Source organism: Sorangium sp. So ce131 (assembly GCF_051519095.1).
In the GTDB taxonomy this organism is placed as follows: domain Bacteria; phylum Myxococcota_A; class Polyangia; order Polyangiales; family Polyangiaceae; genus Sorangium.
The window spans coordinates 7,217,388-7,233,668 of record NZ_CP150455.1; the positions used below are offsets into that span (position 1 = coordinate 7,217,388).

The 16,281-nt window shown below is 74.7% G+C and carries 12 protein-coding genes; 7 read left to right on the forward strand and 5 right to left on the reverse strand.

The features are described from left to right. The first annotated feature begins 15 nt into the window (after positions 1 to 15). Positions 16 to 351, forward strand: coding sequence for a cytochrome C oxidase subunit IV family protein (locus WMF43_RS26340; RefSeq protein ID WP_437668713.1), 336 nt, complete (start codon positions 16 to 18; stop codon positions 349 to 351). 237 nt (positions 352 to 588) lie between these two features. Further along, a complete protein-coding gene (locus WMF43_RS26345; RefSeq protein WP_437668714.1) occupies positions 589 to 1,284 on the forward strand; it encodes a hypothetical protein in 696 nt (231 codons plus the stop codon). Between the two features lie 9 nt (positions 1,285 to 1,293). On the opposite strand, the gene WMF43_RS26350 is transcribed toward WMF43_RS26345, so the two are convergent. Further along, a complete protein-coding gene (locus WMF43_RS26350) occupies positions 1,294 to 1,872 on the reverse strand; it encodes a hypothetical protein (protein ID WP_437668715.1) in 579 nt (192 codons plus the stop codon). A 661-nt stretch (positions 1,873 to 2,533) separates the two neighbouring features. Between WMF43_RS26350 and WMF43_RS26355 the strand changes: the two genes are divergently transcribed. After that, on the forward strand, positions 2,534 to 3,127 hold the full coding sequence (locus WMF43_RS26355) for a hypothetical protein (protein WP_437668716.1): 594 nt from the start codon (positions 2,534 to 2,536) through the stop codon (positions 3,125 to 3,127). Positions 3,128 to 3,910: 783 nt separating this feature from the next. Here WMF43_RS26355 and WMF43_RS26360 read toward each other — a convergent pair. Then, the gene (locus WMF43_RS26360) at positions 3,911 to 4,738 is read right to left on the reverse strand and encodes a hypothetical protein (protein ID WP_437668717.1); all 828 of its coding nucleotides are present in this window, start codon (positions 4,736 to 4,738) and stop codon (positions 3,911 to 3,913) included. On the opposite strand from WMF43_RS26360, the gene WMF43_RS26365 reads away from it, so the two are divergent. After that, entirely contained in the window at positions 4,737 to 4,886 is a 150-nt protein-coding gene (locus tag WMF43_RS26365) for a hypothetical protein (RefSeq protein ID WP_437668718.1), read from the forward strand. The genes WMF43_RS26360 and WMF43_RS26365 overlap by 2 nt on opposite strands. Positions 4,887 to 5,193: 307 nt before the next feature. Here the strand turns inward: WMF43_RS26365 and WMF43_RS26370 are convergent, their stop codons facing one another. Beyond that, complete coding sequence (locus WMF43_RS26370; protein ID WP_437668719.1) at positions 5,194 to 6,711, reverse strand: phytoene desaturase family protein; 1,518 nt, start codon at positions 6,709 to 6,711, stop codon at positions 5,194 to 5,196. Between the two features lie 133 nt (positions 6,712 to 6,844). On the opposite strand from WMF43_RS26370, the gene WMF43_RS26375 reads away from it, so the two are divergent. Together WMF43_RS26375 and WMF43_RS26380 are read left to right on the forward strand one after the other, a co-directional pair. Next, positions 6,845 to 8,551: a protein kinase domain-containing protein gene (locus WMF43_RS26375; protein ID WP_437668720.1), complete on the forward strand. Its 1,707-nt coding sequence runs from the start codon at positions 6,845 to 6,847 to the stop codon at positions 8,549 to 8,551. Between the two features lie 215 nt (positions 8,552 to 8,766). Further along, a complete protein-coding gene (locus WMF43_RS26380) occupies positions 8,767 to 13,749 on the forward strand; it encodes a translocation/assembly module TamB domain-containing protein (protein ID WP_437668721.1) in 4,983 nt (1,660 codons plus the stop codon). Positions 13,750 to 13,763: 14 nt separating this feature from the next. On the opposite strand, the gene WMF43_RS26385 is transcribed toward WMF43_RS26380, so the two are convergent. Beyond that, positions 13,764 to 14,267 (reverse strand): hypothetical protein, encoded by a 504-nt coding sequence (locus tag WMF43_RS26385; protein ID WP_437668722.1) that lies wholly within the window; start codon positions 14,265 to 14,267, stop codon positions 13,764 to 13,766. 38 nt (positions 14,268 to 14,305) lie between these two features. Here WMF43_RS26385 and WMF43_RS26390 point away from each other — a divergent pair, with 38 nt between their 5' ends. After that, positions 14,306 to 15,064, forward strand: coding sequence for a class I SAM-dependent methyltransferase (locus tag WMF43_RS26390; protein WP_437668723.1), 759 nt, complete (start codon positions 14,306 to 14,308; stop codon positions 15,062 to 15,064). Between the two features lie 66 nt (positions 15,065 to 15,130). On the opposite strand, the gene WMF43_RS26395 is transcribed toward WMF43_RS26390, so the two are convergent. Then, positions 15,131 to 16,198, reverse strand: coding sequence for a hypothetical protein (locus tag WMF43_RS26395; RefSeq protein ID WP_437668724.1), 1,068 nt, complete (start codon positions 16,196 to 16,198; stop codon positions 15,131 to 15,133). Between the last annotated feature and the right edge of the window lie 83 nt (positions 16,199 to 16,281).

Here is a 16,281-nt window from a genome sequence, read left to right on the forward strand (position 1 = left end):
GGGCACGCTGCTCCCATGACCGTCAAGCACCTCTCCTCGCGGACGTACGTGATCGTCTGGCTCGTCCTCATGGCGCTCACGCTGGCCTCGTACCTCCTGTCGCTCGCGCACCTCGGCGAGGCCGACGTCGTCGCTGCGCTCTTGATCGCCACGGCGAAGACGGCGCTCGTGCTGCTCTTCTTCATGCACCTCATCGAGCAGCGGTTCTCGAACGCGCTCCCCATGATCGTGTCGATGCTGCTCGTCGGCCTGCTCCTCACGCTGATGCTCACCGACGTGCTCACGCGCGAGACGATCTCGCGCCGGAACGTCCCGGCGTCCCCGCCGCCCGCTCCGGCGTCCCATCCGTGACGACCGGCCGTTCCGGCGCCCTGCGGGGCTGCTCGAGCCGGGGCGCGACACGCCGTCTCAGGGGCGTCAGGGGGAGCACGACGGAGGCGCCATGACGCCGGCGTCCCCGCATCGGGCGCCGCTCGCCCAGGCTACCTGCGGCTTCATCTCGCTCTAGAATACCCGCTCTCGACGCGGCGAGGCGCGCCAGGCGGAATGGCGCCCGCCCGAGAGGCATTGCACCTGCGAGGAGCGATCATGAAGACCTGGATCGAGCGGGCCGCGCTGTCCTGCGGCCTCGCCGCGGCGGGCTGTACCGGCGGCCCGGCGGACGAGCCCTGGATCCCGGCGGAGCACGGGGTCCTCGGGATGCACCGGGCGACGCTCGGCGGCGCCCCTGGGAGGGGCGATCCGGCGGCGCCGTGCTCCTCGCCGGAGGTCCTCTTCGCCGAGGATTTCTCGGACAACGCCGCGCGGTGGAACCTCGCGGCCGGATGGGAGATCGGGCCGGCGAGGCCGTCGCGTGATCAGCGGGCGGGTATGCCCGATCCGGCGGTCGATCACACGCCCACCGGCGACAACGGGATCGCGGGCGTGCTCCTCGGCGGCAGCCCGAGCATCGCCACGTCCCACCCGCAGCGTTACCTGACGAGCCCCGCCGTGGACGCGGGCGCCTTCGGGCGGCTCACGTTGTCCTTCTGGCGCTGGCTGAACACGACCTACCGCAACAAGGGCCATGTCGAGGTCTTCGACGGGTCCCGCTGGCAGATCGTCTACGAGACCCCCAACGGGGATGTCACCGACGCCGCGTGGAAGCACGTCGCCTACGACATCACGCGGCACAAGAACCCGGGCCTCAGGGTGCGGTTCGGCTACAGCGCCGTCATCGCCTTCGGCGGCGCGCCGATGTCGGGCTGGAACCTCGACGACGTGCAGATCAGCGCGTGCCGTTGAGGGGTGTCCTCACTCCACGATCCGCAGCGCCCCGCCGATGTGGAGCAGGTGGCTCGGCAAATCGTCCGGTGTCTGGACGGCGCGGTATTGGTAACGCAGCGTCAGCGCCGGGTGGAGGTTCTCCCGGTTGCTATCGACCCGCGAGAAGAGCCCGATGTCGAGCCCGAGGCCGACGTCCTGGGCCAACCGGAACCCGCGGCTGCCGCCGCCGATCTCGCCGCCCACCCAGACATAAGGGTCCAGCGCCCGGAAGAAGTTGATCTCCGCGAGCGCCAGCGGCCGCAGCTCGAGACCGAGGGACGCGAGCACGCCCACGCCCGAGGGATACGGCTCGTACCGCGCGCCCACCGAGGCGCCGAACCCGTGCACGTTCACCGTGCCGCGGAGCTCCATCCCGCCCGGCCTCAGGCCGCTCGCGAGCATGGCGGCGACGCCGACCTGGAGCTGGCTGTGGAAGTTCATCTCGGCGAGCGCCTCGGCGAGCTCCTCGGCGAGGCCTGTCCACGAGGGGGTGTGAGCGCGCGCCTCCGCGGGGGCGAGCGCGATGCCGAGCGCGCAGACGGGCGGGAGGAGCAAGGAATTACGCATGGCAGGGCCGACGTTTCTACCTCGGATGGGGCCACGCGACCATACCGAGCTCAACACTGGAATCCACCGCGCCTCGATCCTCCTTCGGAGAGGGGAGTCGGACGGGATCGCCCGCCGGGGGCACCTCGCGCGCACCGCGCCCGCCGCCCGGGGGCGGACCGCTCGCGCCGCCGAGGTCTCCGTGGCTATGACGGACATGGTCCGACCCCTGACAGCGTCTCTTGCCCTCGGCGCCGAGGTCTCTGCGGCTATGACGGACATGGTCCGACCCCTGACAACGTCTCTTGACGGCCGGCCGCTCTGGCTCTCTCCCGCCGAGAAACTACCGCATAACAGTCGTTTTCTGTCGATTATCGTCGCGCCGTACACCCCCTCTCATCCTATGGTTCCGGCCCTGCAAAGCCGGGGCGCGGAAGCGCGCGCGGGCGGCCCGCGCGCCGCGCGTTTTCCACAGGTTTTCCGCGGGCTTTCGCGCCAGGGGGGCCCGCCGTCCGACCCGCCCGGGTTGGGACAATGTCCGTCCGATCGATCCCTTTCCGAACGGGTCGAAGGTGGCTATCCATGGTAAGACATCAGGGACGACGCGGCGCGGACGGCGCGCCCCTCGGACGCCCCGCGCGGGACGCGCACCGAACTGCTTCGATCTGGAGGAGACTTCTTCATGGAAAAGATCTCGCTCACGTACTTTGTCGACTTCGTGCTCAAGGCCGGGACGCCCAAGCTGACGGGCGTCAGGGAGTTCAAGGAGCGGAAGGACGAGATCCACACCGACTTCTACCGGCAGGTGCGCGAGGCGATCGTCGACATGCACAGGAGCGGAAAGCCCACGAGCGTGCTCGATACGTTCCTCGCCGCCCAGCACGACGAGCGGCGCCGTCGCATCTATCCGTCGGTGGTGAACGGATACCGCAAGTTCCTCGCCTCGGGGAAGATGACGTGGTTCGAGCCGCCGGTCGCGACGTACCGCCTCGGCGACCTCGAGATCAACGTCAATCCGGAGCTCGGGCTCGTCATCGACGGGACCCCGCACGTCATCAAGATGTATTTCCGCGGGGAGCCCCTGTCGTCGAAGCGCGTCTCGGTCGTGCTGAACCTCTTGATGAACGGCCTCGCCGAGAGCACGCCGGGCGGCGCCTTCGCCGTGCTCGACGTGCGCAACGCGAAGATCCACACCTTCAAGGTCCCGAACCCGCGGCTCAACCTGCTGCTCCGCGGCGAGGCGGCCTCGTTCGCCACGATCTACACCGGCCTGTGACCCGCTCCACATGAACGTCACCTGCGCGCGGCCACGGCGGCGCGGCCGTGCGGGGCGCGGACGTCGCACCAGGTCATCGCTCGGCCTCCACTCGGCTCGTGGCGCCCACCGCGACACGAACGCTGCCGCGTCCATGCGACCTCCGCCGCTCATCCCGGCGGAGGTCGCTGCGCGGCAGCGCCGCGCGCGGCGCGCGGCAGCGGAGACCTCGCCGGGCGGCCGCGGCAGCCGCGTCGTCAGCGGCGCGGCGGCGCGACGATGACCGCAGCACTGCACACAAGCAATCAAGCTGTAGGAGACCTGCGCCTTTGGCCTTATCGATGCACGAGCCACCGGACCGAAAATGACCGACATAGAGAAAGAGCAGTACGATCCGTCCATCAGTTTCAGTTATCCTCGATCTGCCATGGATCGTCGCGCGCAGATCACTGCAACCCCGCTCCACGTTCCGAGCATTCTTGTTGTCCTCGACCCTGCGTGGCCGGCGCTCTTCAGCCTGTGCCTCACGGTGGCGCCGGGCTGCGGGGTGCTGCTTCACCGCTGCGAGACCGCCACGGTCGCCACGATCGCGGCCGAGCGGCGGCCGCTCGCGATCATCATGTCCAACGGCGTCTACGCGACGGATCCGGTGGAGTTCGAGGCGCTCGCGCGCGACGTCCGATCGACGCTGCTGCGGCTCGACGAGGAGGTCAGCGAGCGCGAGCTGGAGGCGATGCTGAGCGGCGCGCTCCGCGAGACGAGCGCGTCGCGCGACGCGGGCCGGCGCGACGAGGGCAGCGGGCGTTATACGATGATCGGCGCGCAGCGCAGCGAGACCGTGAGCCCGCGGGGCGGGTCGAGCGCCGAGCCCCGATCGGCCCCGAGGGCGGTCGCCCCGAGCGCGGATCCCCGGCTCGCCCAGCGTCGCGGCGAGGTGTCGTCGCCGCAGAGCACCCTGCCGCCTCCCTCGTCGCGCGCCGGGACCCCGCCCTCCGTAAGGGCGCCCCTGATGAGCCGCTCGCTCACACCCGTGCCTTCGTCCGTGGCGCCGCCGTCGTTCCGCGCCCCGCCGTCGACGTCGTCGCGCTCCGTGCCGCCGTCGAGCCGCGGGCAGGCCGGCCCGTACGCTGCGCCCGGCGTCCCCCGCTCGGTTCCGCCGCCGCCCTCGCGCCCGGCCCCGCACCTCGCGCCGGCGCAGCAGGGCGCGTCTGGCGGCCCGATGTCGAGCCCGCCCCCGTCGATGCGCGGCGCGCCGCTCGCCGGGAGCGCGGGCATGATGTCCGGCCCGCCGCCCTCGACGCGCGTGCCGACCGCGGCGCCGCCGTCCTCGCGCGTGCCGACCGCGGCGCCGCCGTCCTCGCGCATGCCGACCGCGGCGCCGCCCTCGACGCGCGTGCCGAACGTGGCGCCGCCGCCCTCGCGCAGGTTCACGCCCCCGCCGCCGTCGACGCGCGCGGCGGGCGGCCCGCCGCCCTCGCGCAGGCTCACGCCCCCGCCGCCCTCGAGCTCGCGCGCGCCCTCCGCGTCGACCCTGCCGAGCCCCCCCTCGGTGCGCGCGACGCAGCCCAGCGTCATCTCGGGCACCGAGCCTCCGCCCTCGATCCGGACGATGCCGCCGCTGTCGGCGCGCATGGGCCCGCCGTCCTCGGCGCGCCCGGAGCTGTCGCCGCGCTCTGGCGTGCGCGAGTGCGGGAGCGAGGAGCTCGACGCCGTGTTCGAGGACCAGAAGCTGCCGTTCGACGCCCTCGCCCGCGGGAGCCGCGGCACGACGACGCGCTGACGCGCTGACGCGCTGACGCGCTGACGCGCTGACGCGCCGGCCGCACGCGCCGCGCCGCAGCTCATCCGACCGCCCCTCGTTCCTCACGGGTCTGTTCACAGATCCCGAGAGATTTCAACGCAACGGCGCAAAGGCGCAAACCAGAAATTTCTCTGTATTTTTGCGCCTTTGCGCCTTTGCGCCTTTGCGCCTTTGCGCCGTTGCGTTGAATCTCTCTTCTCTCGCCGTGATCTCTGCCAGGACTTCCGACAGACCGAACTAGAGCGTTTTTTCCTCGGTCTTTGGTACACGCCCCACAGAGCGGCGGTCACCCTGGCGGGCGCGCGATCCAGGACAGGGTGGACACCGCGGCGCGCTCCAGCAGATCGCCGGCGATCTCGGTCAGATCGGGGCGCGGCGGCGCGCCGAGGTCGCGGCCGAGATCCACGAGGATGCGGTCGACACACTCGATCGCGCTCGACGCGGCGAGCTCCATGCCCGCGCCGCGGCCGCCGGCGGCGCGCCCCGCGAGGTAGAGCCCTCGCACCGGCGTGTGCACCGCCGGGCGCGCGCGGCCGACCTGGCCGGGCGTCTGCGCCGTCCCGAGCGCGCGCTCGCCGCCCGGCGCGCCGGGCGCCTCGGCGCCGTCCTCCACGGTGCCGTCGACGAAGACCACGTCCGCGAGCAGGCCGGGCACCGCGCGGGCGAGCGCGCGCATGAGCCCGTCGACCGAGGCGCCGCCGCCCGCGCCGGCCACCGCGCACGCGCAGAGCAGCTCGTGCCCGGGCGGCGCGAGCGACGGATCGAAGCTCGTCGGCACCACCGCGTAGAACGGGGAGGGCGACGCTCCGTCGCCGCCGTCGAGCCCGGCGAGCGCGCTCGCCGCGACGAGCCGACGGCGCAGCCCGATCTTCACCTCCACCCGCCTCGGCTCGGGCTTGAGCGCCCGGACGTGCGCCACGTACAGCTCGGGGAAATGCGCCTCGCCGACGAGCGCGGAGACGGTGGTCGGCAGGCCGGCCGTGCTCACCACGATGCGGGCGGCCACCGTCGTTCCGTCGGCGAGCTCGACGCCGCACACGCGCCGGCCCTGCACGAGCACGCGGCGCACGGTCGAGCTCGTCCACACCGCGGCGCCGAGCCCCTGGGCGAGGCGGGTGAAGACGTCGGGGATCCGCGCCGCGCCGCCCTCGGGGTACCTCGGTTGCCCGCCGCGGACGAGCTGGCGCAGCGCGACGAGCGCCTCGCCCGCCGACGCCTCGGCGCCGGGCAGCAGCAGCGGGAGGGCGAGCAGCCCGGCGAGCCCGGCGGCGGCCGCGGGGCGCGCGAGGAAGCGGGCGACGTACTGCTCAGCCGTCACGTCGTCGCACGCGGCCAGGTCGGCGTCGCGCATCGACGCCGCGTGCGCGACGAGGCGCGCGGCGCGCGCGGCCTCCAGGGGCGCGAGATCGAGCCCGCGCGCGAGGTCCCGCGCGAAGCCGGCCAGCCGCCGCAGCTCGCCCGGGACGACGGCGCGCCGCGCCCGCGGCCCGTCGCCGCGGGCCCCGCGCGCCGCGCCGGCGAAGGCGAGCGCGGCCGGATCGCGGCCCTCGCAGAACGTGATCGCGTCGGCCTGGCCGGCGCGGCGCAGCACGTCCCCGAGCGGCCCCGCCTCGCCGCGGCAGAGCATGTAGGTGCGCGCGTCGACGCGGAAGCCGTCCCGCTCGTACGCCCGAGCGGAGCCGCCCACGCGGCGCGCGCGCTCGGCGAGCAGCGTCGGGACGCCGGCGCGCGCGAGCAGCAGCGCCGCGGCCGCGCCGGAGGCGCCCGCGCCGATCACCACCGCGCGCAGAGGAGGCTCATCCATGACGTCCCCGGAACATAACGCGACAACGCTGACGAGGTCCCGGAAGCGCGCCGGCGCTGCAGAGGAGGCGCGCCGAGCGTTGACCCTCGAGAGCGGCCCCCCGTAGAGTAGCCTTGCAGCCGACGTGCCCTCTATGAAGACCTGCCCGCAGTGCCACCAGCGTTACCCGGCCGAGAGCGCCTTCTGCTTCATCGACGGCTCGTCGCTCGTCTCCGAGAAGGACCCCCGCATCGGGACGTCGATCGGCGGCCGCTACGTCGTCGAGCAGGCGCTCGGGATCGGGGGGATGGCCACGGTCTACCGGGCGCACAACAAGATCATCGGCACCCCGTGCGCGATCAAGATCCTGAGCCGCGAGTTCGCGCAGGACACGACGACGCGGGAGCGCTTCCGGCGCGAGGCCCGGCACGCGCAGCGGCTCGCGCACCCGAACATCATCGAGATCTTCGACCACGGCGACACCGACGACGGCCTGCCCTTCCTCGTGATGGAGCTGCTCCAGGGCACGAGCCTCGCCGACCTCGTCGAGCGCAGCCGCGTGCCGCTCGCGCGGGCGCTGCCCATCTGGGTGCAGATGGCGCGCGCCCTCGGCCGCGCCCACGACTTCGACGTCGTGCACCGCGATCTCAAGCCCGAGAACGTCTTCCTGATGAAGGGCGACTGGGTGAAGCTCCTCGACTTCGGCATCGCCCGGTGCGCGCAGGACGTGCGGCTCACGAACCTCGGCGAGATCTTCGGCACGCCGCAGTACATGGCGCCCGAGCGCAGCACGACGATCGACGCGGGCCCCCCGGCCGACCTCTACTCGCTCGGGGTGATCATGTTCGAGATGATCACGCAGCGGCTGCCGTTCGACGCGCCCGACCCGGCGAGCTGGATCCTGAAGCACATCAACGAGCAACCGCCGCACCTCCGGGAGCTCGCGCCGGAGATGCCGGAGGCGCTCGACCGGCTCGTCTTCGCCCTCATGGCGAAGGACCCCGCCGACCGCCCCGTCGACGCGTACCGCGTGCTGGCGGAGCTCGAGGAGATCGCGGCCGCGAGCCGGATCGCGCTCCCCCCGCCGCCCGAGGCGCCGGCGCGCGACTCGGCGGTGCGCTCGCGGATCGCCGGGCGCGACCCCTGGGTGAACCGGCTCGATCTCTTCGAGAAGATGACGGCGCGCGCGTTCGGCCCGTCGCCGCCGGCGGATCTGCAGCGGCAGCTCGACGGGCTGCGCGGCCTCGTGCGGGAGCACGCCGAGCTCCGGTCGAGGGCGCTCGACGAGCAGCGGCGCCTCGAGGGCGTCGCCGAGGAGTGGCGCGAGGGCCGGCTGCAGATCGGGCGGGCGATGGACGCGCTCACGGTGGACGCCTCGATCACGCGCGAGGAGGCCCGCGCGTTCCGCGCCCGGGTGGCGCCGCTCAGCGCGGCGACGCAGGCGTACATCCCCGCGGTCATGAGCGCACACAAGGAGGCCGTGCGCTGGGAGGGCCGGAGCGGCTTCCTCGAGCCCTACCTCGAGCTCGCCGCGAGCTACCGGCGGCTCGCCGAGCTCGTCGAGGGCTGGTACACGTCGAGGAAGGCGGATTACGAGGCCGAGAGCGAGGCGATCGCCCGCGAGCAGGAGGTGGCCGAGGTGGACGCGCAGATCAAGAAGCTGCGCGAGCGCCTCGAGGAGCTCGACCGGCACCTGGAGGCGCGGCGCCGGGAGGCGCAGGAGCGCATGGCCGACATCGGCCGCAGGGCCGATCAGATCGAGTCGGACCTCCTCCACATGGCGAGCCGCTTCTGCGCGCCGCTCCGGGCGAAGCCAGAGCTCGGCGCGCTGTTCGTGGAGCTGGAGCGGCTCGCCGGGTGACCCGGGCCGGCGCCCCGCCGCGCCCCGGGGCCGCCGAGCACGGCCGCGCGCGCATCCCGCGTACACCTCCCGCGTACAAACGCGCGCTTCCCGCCTGCGGAGCGGCGAGCGCGGTCGGCGCGCCTCTCGCATACTAAGCTAACGCGGTGACGCCCGACCCCGCACCAGAGCCGCGGCGATCCGCCTCGACGCGCCCGCCGCGCGCGCCGGGACGTATGCGCCGCGCCGCGTCTGCCGCCGCGGCGGCGCTCGGGCTGGCCGCGGTGTTCGCCGGCGCCACGGCGGCCGGGGTCGCGCTCCACCTCGACATGCCGGTCGCGCGCCGCGTCGCCCGGGACGCCACGAACCGGCTCCTGGGATCGCTCTTCCAAGGCAGGATCGTCGCCGACGAGATCGACGCGCTCCGCCTGGACGGCGTGCGGATCCGCGGCGCGGTCGCGCTCGATCCCGCCGGGAAGCAGGTGATCCGCGCGAGCGGCGTCGAGGCGCGCGCCGACGTGCTCGCGATGCTGGGCGGCGCGCTCTTCGGGGCCGGCCCGCTGCGCGTCGAGGTCCCGTACATCCGGGTGGAGCAGGCCGAGGTGCTCGTCGAGCAGAGCGCCGCGGGGGGCGTCACCCTCGGCGACACGTTCACGCCGCTGCCGCCGAGCCGCCCGCCCCCGGCCGCGCCGAGGGAGCCGCCGCGCGAGGTCGTGGTCGCCCTCTCGCGCATCGAGATCGGGCGCGGCTGGGTGCACGGGCAGCTCGCGCCCCCGCGCGCGCTCGACGCCGACGTCAGCCGGCTCGTCGGGTCGGTGCGCGTCGGCCGGGAGGGCGTCGCCGTCGACGTCGAGCAGACGGGCCTCGTGGATCGCGCCCTCCTGCCCGCCACGACCGCGGGCACGGCGAACTACCACCTCCGCGCCGGCGACACGGTCCGGATGTGGAGCAGCTTCGCCGGCCGGCTCGCCGACGTCGAGGTCACCGCGCGGGCCGTGCTCGACGAGGACCACCTCGAGGCGTACGCGAGCGTCCCGCGCGCCACGCCGGAGCAGCTCCGGAGCCTCGTCCCGGATCACCCGCTCACCGAGCCGATCGCCGCGCGCGTGGCCGTGGACGGCCACCTCCCCCGGCTCGACGTCCGGGCGTCGATCACCGCGGATCCCTCCGGCCCGGCGGGCGGCACGGTCGCCGTCGCGGGGCGGCTCGACGTGACGGGCCCCGTCCGGCTCGACGCCGACGTGGACGCGCGCGACGTCGATCTGCGGCTCCTCGGCGTGCGCCTCGAGGCCGCTGCGACCGGCGCGCTCCCAGGCGCCGGCGCCGCGGCCGGCGCGCTCCCGGGCGCCGCCGCGCCGAAGCTGCCAGGCGCCGGCGCGCCGAAGCTGCCAGGCGCCGGCGCGCCGCCGCGATCCGCCGCCGGGCGGAAGGCGGCGGCGGATCGCGGCGGCGCGCCGGCCGCGGCGGCGCCCGCGATCACCGCCGAGGGGCAGGTGCGCGTCGAGCTCGGCGACGAGCTCCGGCTCGCGCTCGAGGCGCGGACGTCCCCCACCGAGCTGCTCGGCGAGCCGGTGCCCGCGGCGGACGTCCACCTCGTGCTCGACCGCGGCGAGCTCCACGCGCGCGCGCACCTCCACGAGCCGGGCGCGCCCATCGACGCCGAGATCTCGCTCCTGCCGCGCGGCGAGGGGATCCGCTTCGCGGCGACGGCCGACGTCCCGGCGATCGCCGCGGCGCCGCGCCTCGCCGGGGCCGTCGACGGCGCCGGGCGCGTGCGCGTCGAGGGGACCCTGCGCGGGGAGGCGCTCGACGCGCGCGTCGAGGGCGCGTTCGCCGGGCTCCGCGCCGGCCCGGATCTCGGGCTCGCGAGCGCGCGCATCACCGGGCGCGTCTCCGGGCCGATCGACGCGCTCGCGATCAACGCCTCGCTCTCGGGCGAGGAGGCGCTCGCCGGCGGCCGCACGTTCGACGAGGTCACGGCGCAGATCTCCGGCCCGCTCGCCGCGCCGTCGCTCCGCGCGGCCCTCACCGACGGCGACGACGCGCTCAGCGCCTCGGCCCGGCTGAGCTCCGCCACGGGCGCCCTCCGCGACGTCGAGCTCGAGATGAAGCACGAGGGCGCCCACGTCGCGGGGAAGATCGCGGCGATCAGCCCCTCGGGCGGCGGCGTCGCCGTCGAGGGGATCGAGCTCGCGTCCTCGGAGCTCGGCGCGCTGCGGGGCCGGCTCGCCGTGCGGGGCGACGACGTCACCGGGCGGCTCAAGGGCGACTCCATCGACCTCGGCCGCGTCGCGCGGGTGCTCGGGATCCCGCTCCGCGTGCGCGGGATCGCGGACGTCGACGTCGCGCTGGATCACCACCCGAGGACCGGGCGCTCGGGCCACGTGCAGCTCGACCTCAAGGGCGGCGAGGTCGCGTTCGTGTCCGGCGTCTCGGCGCGGCTCACCGCCACCATCGACCGCGACCAGGTCAAGGCCGACGGCCTCGTGAGCATCACCGCGGAGGCCCCCCGGGCCCCCGGAGCGCCGAGAGAGCCCTGGGCGCCGCCGCGGTGCGCCGGCCCGATCGCGAGCGTGCGCCTGTCCGGCGCCGAGGGCACGCTGAAGGGCCCCCTGCTGCGCCCGCAGACGTGGGCCGCCCTCGTCGGGGCGGCCGAGGTCGCCGCGGACGACTGGGACCTCCGCTGCCTCGCGCAGCTCATGCCGATCGCCCGCTTCGTCAGCGAGGTGCACGGCAAGCTGACGACCCGCTTCCGGATCTCGCGCGCGCCGGGCGAGCCGTTCCCCTCGCTGCACGACGTGCTCGTGCGGACGCAGGGCCTCGCGCTCGCCGGCCCTCACCCCCTCGGGGCCGAGCGCCCGGCCTGGGAGTCGCGGTCGATCGACGTACAGCTCAGGGGCGCGCTCGACGGCCCGACCGGCAAGGCCACCGCGTCGCTCACCCTGTACGACGGCGGGCTGCTCGGCGACGCCTCCGGCTCGATCGATCTCGACCTCGCCGCGCTCGCCGGGCCGAGCGCGGGCCGGTGGGCGTCGCTCCTCGGGTCCCCGATCGCCGCGAACGTGTCGATCCCGCGGCGCGCGTTCAGCGCGTTCGCCACGCTGCCGTCGTTCGTGCGCGACGCGCTCCCGCCGCTCGGCGGCGAGGTGCGCGTCGACGCGTACGCGAGCGGCACCGTCGCGCGCCCGCGCCTGACGGCGCGCACCCTCTGGTCGGGCTTCACCTACGCCCCCGGGGACCCCCGGACGGCCGCGGACTTCGCGTTCCCCGCCGACCTCGACGTGTGGCTCACGTACGACAGCGAGAAGGCCACGCTGAGGGCGCACGTCGCGCGCGGCGCGGACGAGATCGCGACGGTCACCGCCGATGTGGTCGCCCCGCTGGACGGCCTGCTCTCGCCCCCCTCGCCGCGGGCGCTGAAGGGCACGCGCCCGCCCCCGGCGTGGACGGGCGCCTTCCGCGCGACGCTGCGGCGGGTGCCGCTCGGCGAGATCCCGCTGCTCGGCGACAGCGGCATCGGCGGGTACGTGAGCGGCGAGATCGCGATGCGCGACCTCAACGTCGCGCCGAAGCTGACCGCGCGCCTCTCGCTGCCGGGCCTCTCGATCGGCGACGACGTCGCGTTCGAGCGCGGCGCGCTCTCGGTGCAGATCGACCCCGCGGCCGAGCCCGGGCGCGGGGACCTCCACGTCTCCGAGCTCGTGCTCGAGGGCAAGGAGGGCGGCGCTCTCCGGGCGAGCGCCCGCGCCAGCGTGCGCTTCCAGGACGGGATCCTCCCGGTGCCCGACGGCGAGCGCGCGGACCTCACCGTCTCCGCGGAGCGCTTCCGGCTCGCGGCGCTGCACCCCCTGGTCAGCCGGCTGCTCAGCAAGGTCGACGGCGTGCTCGACGGCGACCTCCACGTCGATCTCGGCTCGGGCGGCGCCGGGGGCACCCTGCGCGCGCAGCTCGAGGTCAGCGAGGGCGTCGTGCACATCCCGGAGTTCGGGCAGGAGCTGCGCGACGTGGGCGCCCGCATCACCGCCGAGGACGGCGTCGTGCGGATCGAGGGCCTCCGCGCCGCGGGCATGACCGGGCTGGCGCAGGGCTGGGCGCTGTTCCGGCTCGCCGGCCTCGAGCTGCGCGACGGCGCCGGGGCGCTCACCATCGCCGAGGATCAGGCGCTGCCGCTCACGCTCGAGGGCGTCCCCCTCGGGACGGCCTCGGGGGCGCTGACGTTCATCGCGCAGAAGAAGCCGGGGGAGCTCGAGGTGCACGCGACGGTCCCGACGCTCCGGCTCTCGCTGCCGGCGACGAGCGGCCGCGACGTGCAGCCCCTGGACGACAACCCCGACATCTCCGTCTCCCACCCGCTCGGTCCGGAGAAGCAGCGGCGCGCGGCGGACGCGCTCCGTTACGCGATGACGTTCGACGTGGACAACGCGATCGTCACGGGCGCGGGGCTCCGGCTGCTCCTGTCGAGCGCCGAGGACGCGCCGCCGCGGGTGGTGATCGGCGAGGACGTGCGCGTGTCGGGCGGCGTCGTCATCGCGCACGGCGCGCTCGAGATCTTCGGCAAGGAGTTCGAGATCGAGCGCGGGCGCGTGCGCCTGCGCGAGGAGGAGACCTCGAACCCTCACCTGAACGTCACCGCGCGCTGGGACGCCCCCGACGGCACGCGCATCTACGCCGACTACATCGGCAACCTCCGGCCGATCACGGACAAGAAGCTGCGCTTCCGCTCGAACCCGCCGAGCTCGCAGCAGGACATCCTGGCGCGGCTGCTGTTCGGCGCCGACTTCTCCGACGGGGCGCAGCCCGTGGGGGCCCAGACGTCGGGGCTGCAGGCGGCGGGCGGCGTCGCCGCCTCGGTGGGCAGCGAGCTCGCGGCCGCGCAGTTCAACGCGCTGCTCAGCGGCATCGCCCCGCTGCGCGGCCTGTCGACGCGGTTCGGCACGACGTCGGAAGGCACGCTGCGCACGAGCCTCGTCTACCGCTTGAACGACGAGCTGACGGCGCAGGCCTCCTTCCAGGAGAGCACGGCGCCGAGCGCGGCGGCGGGCGGGAGCGGCGGGGCCGGGCTGACCCCCGGGAGGGCGGCGGCCGACAGCAGCACGCGGACCGAGCTCACCGTCGACTGGCGCTTCGACAAGCACTGGACGCTCCGCGGCACCCTGGGGCTCGACGAGCGGGACATGACCTCGGGGGTGATCGATCTGCTCTGGCAGTACCGGTACTGAGCGGCGGGCGCCGACTACGCTCCGCTCGCCCCCCGCGCCGGCACCTGGATCTCGCGCCCGCCGATGTGGAGCGTCGGCGGCTCGGCCTCGACGAGCAACGGGGCGAGCTGCACCTGCGCGTGCCTCGAGAAGCGCGCCCAGAGCGCGCCGCCGCGGGCGCGCGCGTACATCACGCCGTCGTCGCCGAGCGCGAGCGTCGCCGGATCGAGCGGCTCCTCGGTCCCGTCGAACAGGAGCAGCGTCACCGCGCCGCCCTCGTCGATCCGGAGCGCGTCGACGAAGAGCGGCGCGTCGTCGACCTGGAAGTAGCACCAGTCGTAGCCGTTCGTGAGGATCGGCCGGCCGTCGTCCGGGTGCCGCGCGATCCACGACCTCAGGCCGCGCTCCAGCGCCGGGTGGTCGACACGGGCGCCGTCGTGCCAGAAGCGGCCCTCGCGATCGAGGCGGATCGAGCTCTCGCGGGACGTCCCGGGGGGCGGCGCGAACCGGAAGAAATCAGGGTGGTCGCCGGGCTTCATGGGTCACCTCGAGCTTGCCTGCATAGTATAGCAAGCCCATGGAAGCCCGGACGGCAGAGGCCAAGACGGACGAGCACCTGCGCGCGACGCGGGCGTACTACGACGAGTTCTCGGCGCGCTACGAGGCCCACCGCGGCGGGCGCGATCGCGGGGGCTACCACGACCTCGTCGACGCCCTCGAGGTCGACTTCGTGCGGCGCTTCGGCGAGGGCGGCGACGTGCTCGAGGTCGGATGCGGCACCGGGCTCCTGCTCGAGCGGATCGGCGCGTTCACGCGCTCGGCGCGCGGCGTCGACCTCTCGCCCGGCATGCTCGAGCGCGCTCGCGCGCGCGGGCTCGACGTCGTGGAGGGGAGCGCGACCGCGCTGCCGTTCGCCGACGAGAGCTTCGACGTCGCCTGCTCCTTCAAGGTGCTCGCCCACGTGCAGGACGTGCGCGCGGCGCTCGCGGAGATGGCGCGCGTGGTGCGGCCCGGCGGCCACGTGATCGCCGAGTTCTACAACCCGTACAGCCTGCGGGGGCTCGTGAAGAAGCTCGGCCCGGCGGGCGCCATCAGCGACCGGACCCGGGAGAGCGCCGTCTTCACGCGCTTCGACGCGCCCCGCGCCGCCGCCGCCCTGATGCCAGGGAACGTGCGCGTCGTCGCCTCGCGCGGCGTGCGCATCGTGACCCCCTTCGCGGCCGCGATGCGCGTGCCGGGGCTCGGACGCCTGCTCCACCGGGCGGAGTGGGCGCTCTGCGACTCGCCGCTCGCCGCGCTCGGCGGCTTCTGGATCGCCGCCGCGCGCAAGGCATGAGCCGCGCGGCGCGGCCGCTCGGGAGCCGCGCAACACGGCCGCTCGGGAGCCGCGCGGCGCGGCCGCTCAGAAGCGACCGAGCAGCCCCGCGGAGAAGCCGCCCGGGAGCAGCGAGATCGTCGGCGCGGCCGTGAAGCTCGGCGGGGGCGGCGGCACGGGGCGCGGGCGGAACGACACCCGCTCCGGCACGAACGTGATCTGCGCGTGGGCGATCCCGGCCACGACGAGCGTCGCGAAGGCGCCGAACGCGACGCGGTTCACGTCCGCCGCGGTGCCGATGCGGCTGTTCAGCAAGTCGATGTCGACGTTCTGCCCCGCCGCGGCGCCGGGCGTGACGTCGACGTTCTCGTAGCTGGAGAGCGCCAGCGCGGAGACGATCGAGGTACCGCCGGCGACGGCCTGGCTCACCAGGAAGAACCAGCCGAGACCCTCGTCGCCGTTCTGGAACTGCCCCACCCCGAAGGGGAGCATCCCGATCCAGCGGGAGTTGCGCTCCACCACCCGCTCGCTCCCGGCGAGGCGCTGGAGCTGGGCGATCCAGCGGCGCTCCTCCTCCCGCCGCCGCGCCATCCGGAGCCGCGCCTCCCGCTGCGCCTCGGCCTTCTGCCGCGTGATCTCCTCGATCCGCGCCCGGCCGCGCGCCCGGGCCGCCGTGAAGCGATCGATGACCTCGGGCGGGAACACCGCCGGGTTCGGCGCGTACGACGGGTTGTCCATCAGGATCTTCTCGATGTACACGTCCGCCTCGGCGGTGCGCCGCAGCGCCACGAGCGCCGCGGCGGCGAGGCCGCGCGCCCGCTCGATCAGATCGGGATCGGTGATCCGGCACGGCTTGCCCTCCGCCTCGGTCGCGCCGCGATCGCAGGGCGCGTTCGCCGGGTCGAGCATCACCGCGAAGCGGCTCACGGCCTCCTCGTAGTGGCCGGCGTCGAAGCGCGTCTTCGCGAGCTCGAACTGCTGCGCCTCGTCGGCGCGCGCCGCGCCCGCGAAGCTCAGCGCGAGCACACCCGCGGCAGCCGCCGCGAGCCGCCGCAGCGCCGGCAGGGCGCGGCGACTCCCGACCGACGGGAAGCGAGCGCCGGGAGAGCTCCCGCCTGGAGTTCGCGCAGCCATGCGGAGGGGGTTCGCCGTCATGTAGCGGAGTTTCGACGGGGATGCTGAGATTTCAGGAGCTGACGCCGGAATGACCGCATGCGCTCCGCCGGAGCTCCGCGGCG

Coding starts and splice junctions, on each gene's coding strand:
- WMF43_RS26350 (WP_437668715.1), bottom strand. CDS start 1,872: ATGCGTAATTCCTTGCTCCTCCCGCCCGTCTGCGCGCTCGGCATCGCG.
- WMF43_RS26355 (WP_437668716.1), top strand. CDS start 2,534: ATGGAAAAGATCTCGCTCACGTACTTTGTCGACTTCGTGCTCAAGGCC.
- WMF43_RS26365 (WP_437668718.1), top strand. CDS start 4,737: ATGGGCCCGCCGTCCTCGGCGCGCCCGGAGCTGTCGCCGCGCTCTGGC.
- WMF43_RS26340 (WP_437668713.1), top strand. CDS start 16: ATGACCGTCAAGCACCTCTCCTCGCGGACGTACGTGATCGTCTGGCTC.
- WMF43_RS26395 (WP_437668724.1), bottom strand. CDS start 16,198: ATGACGGCGAACCCCCTCCGCATGGCTGCGCGAACTCCAGGCGGGAGC.
- WMF43_RS26360 (WP_437668717.1), bottom strand. CDS start 4,738: ATGCGCGCCGACAGCGGCGGCATCGTCCGGATCGAGGGCGGAGGCTCG.
- WMF43_RS26345 (WP_437668714.1), top strand. CDS start 589: ATGAAGACCTGGATCGAGCGGGCCGCGCTGTCCTGCGGCCTCGCCGCG.
- WMF43_RS26385 (WP_437668722.1), bottom strand. CDS start 14,267: ATGAAGCCCGGCGACCACCCTGATTTCTTCCGGTTCGCGCCGCCCCCC.
- WMF43_RS26370 (WP_437668719.1), bottom strand. CDS start 6,711: ATGGATGAGCCTCCTCTGCGCGCGGTGGTGATCGGCGCGGGCGCCTCC.
- WMF43_RS26380 (WP_437668721.1), top strand. CDS start 8,767: ATGCGCCGCGCCGCGTCTGCCGCCGCGGCGGCGCTCGGGCTGGCCGCG.
- WMF43_RS26375 (WP_437668720.1), top strand. CDS start 6,845: ATGAAGACCTGCCCGCAGTGCCACCAGCGTTACCCGGCCGAGAGCGCC.
- WMF43_RS26390 (WP_437668723.1), top strand. CDS start 14,306: ATGGAAGCCCGGACGGCAGAGGCCAAGACGGACGAGCACCTGCGCGCG.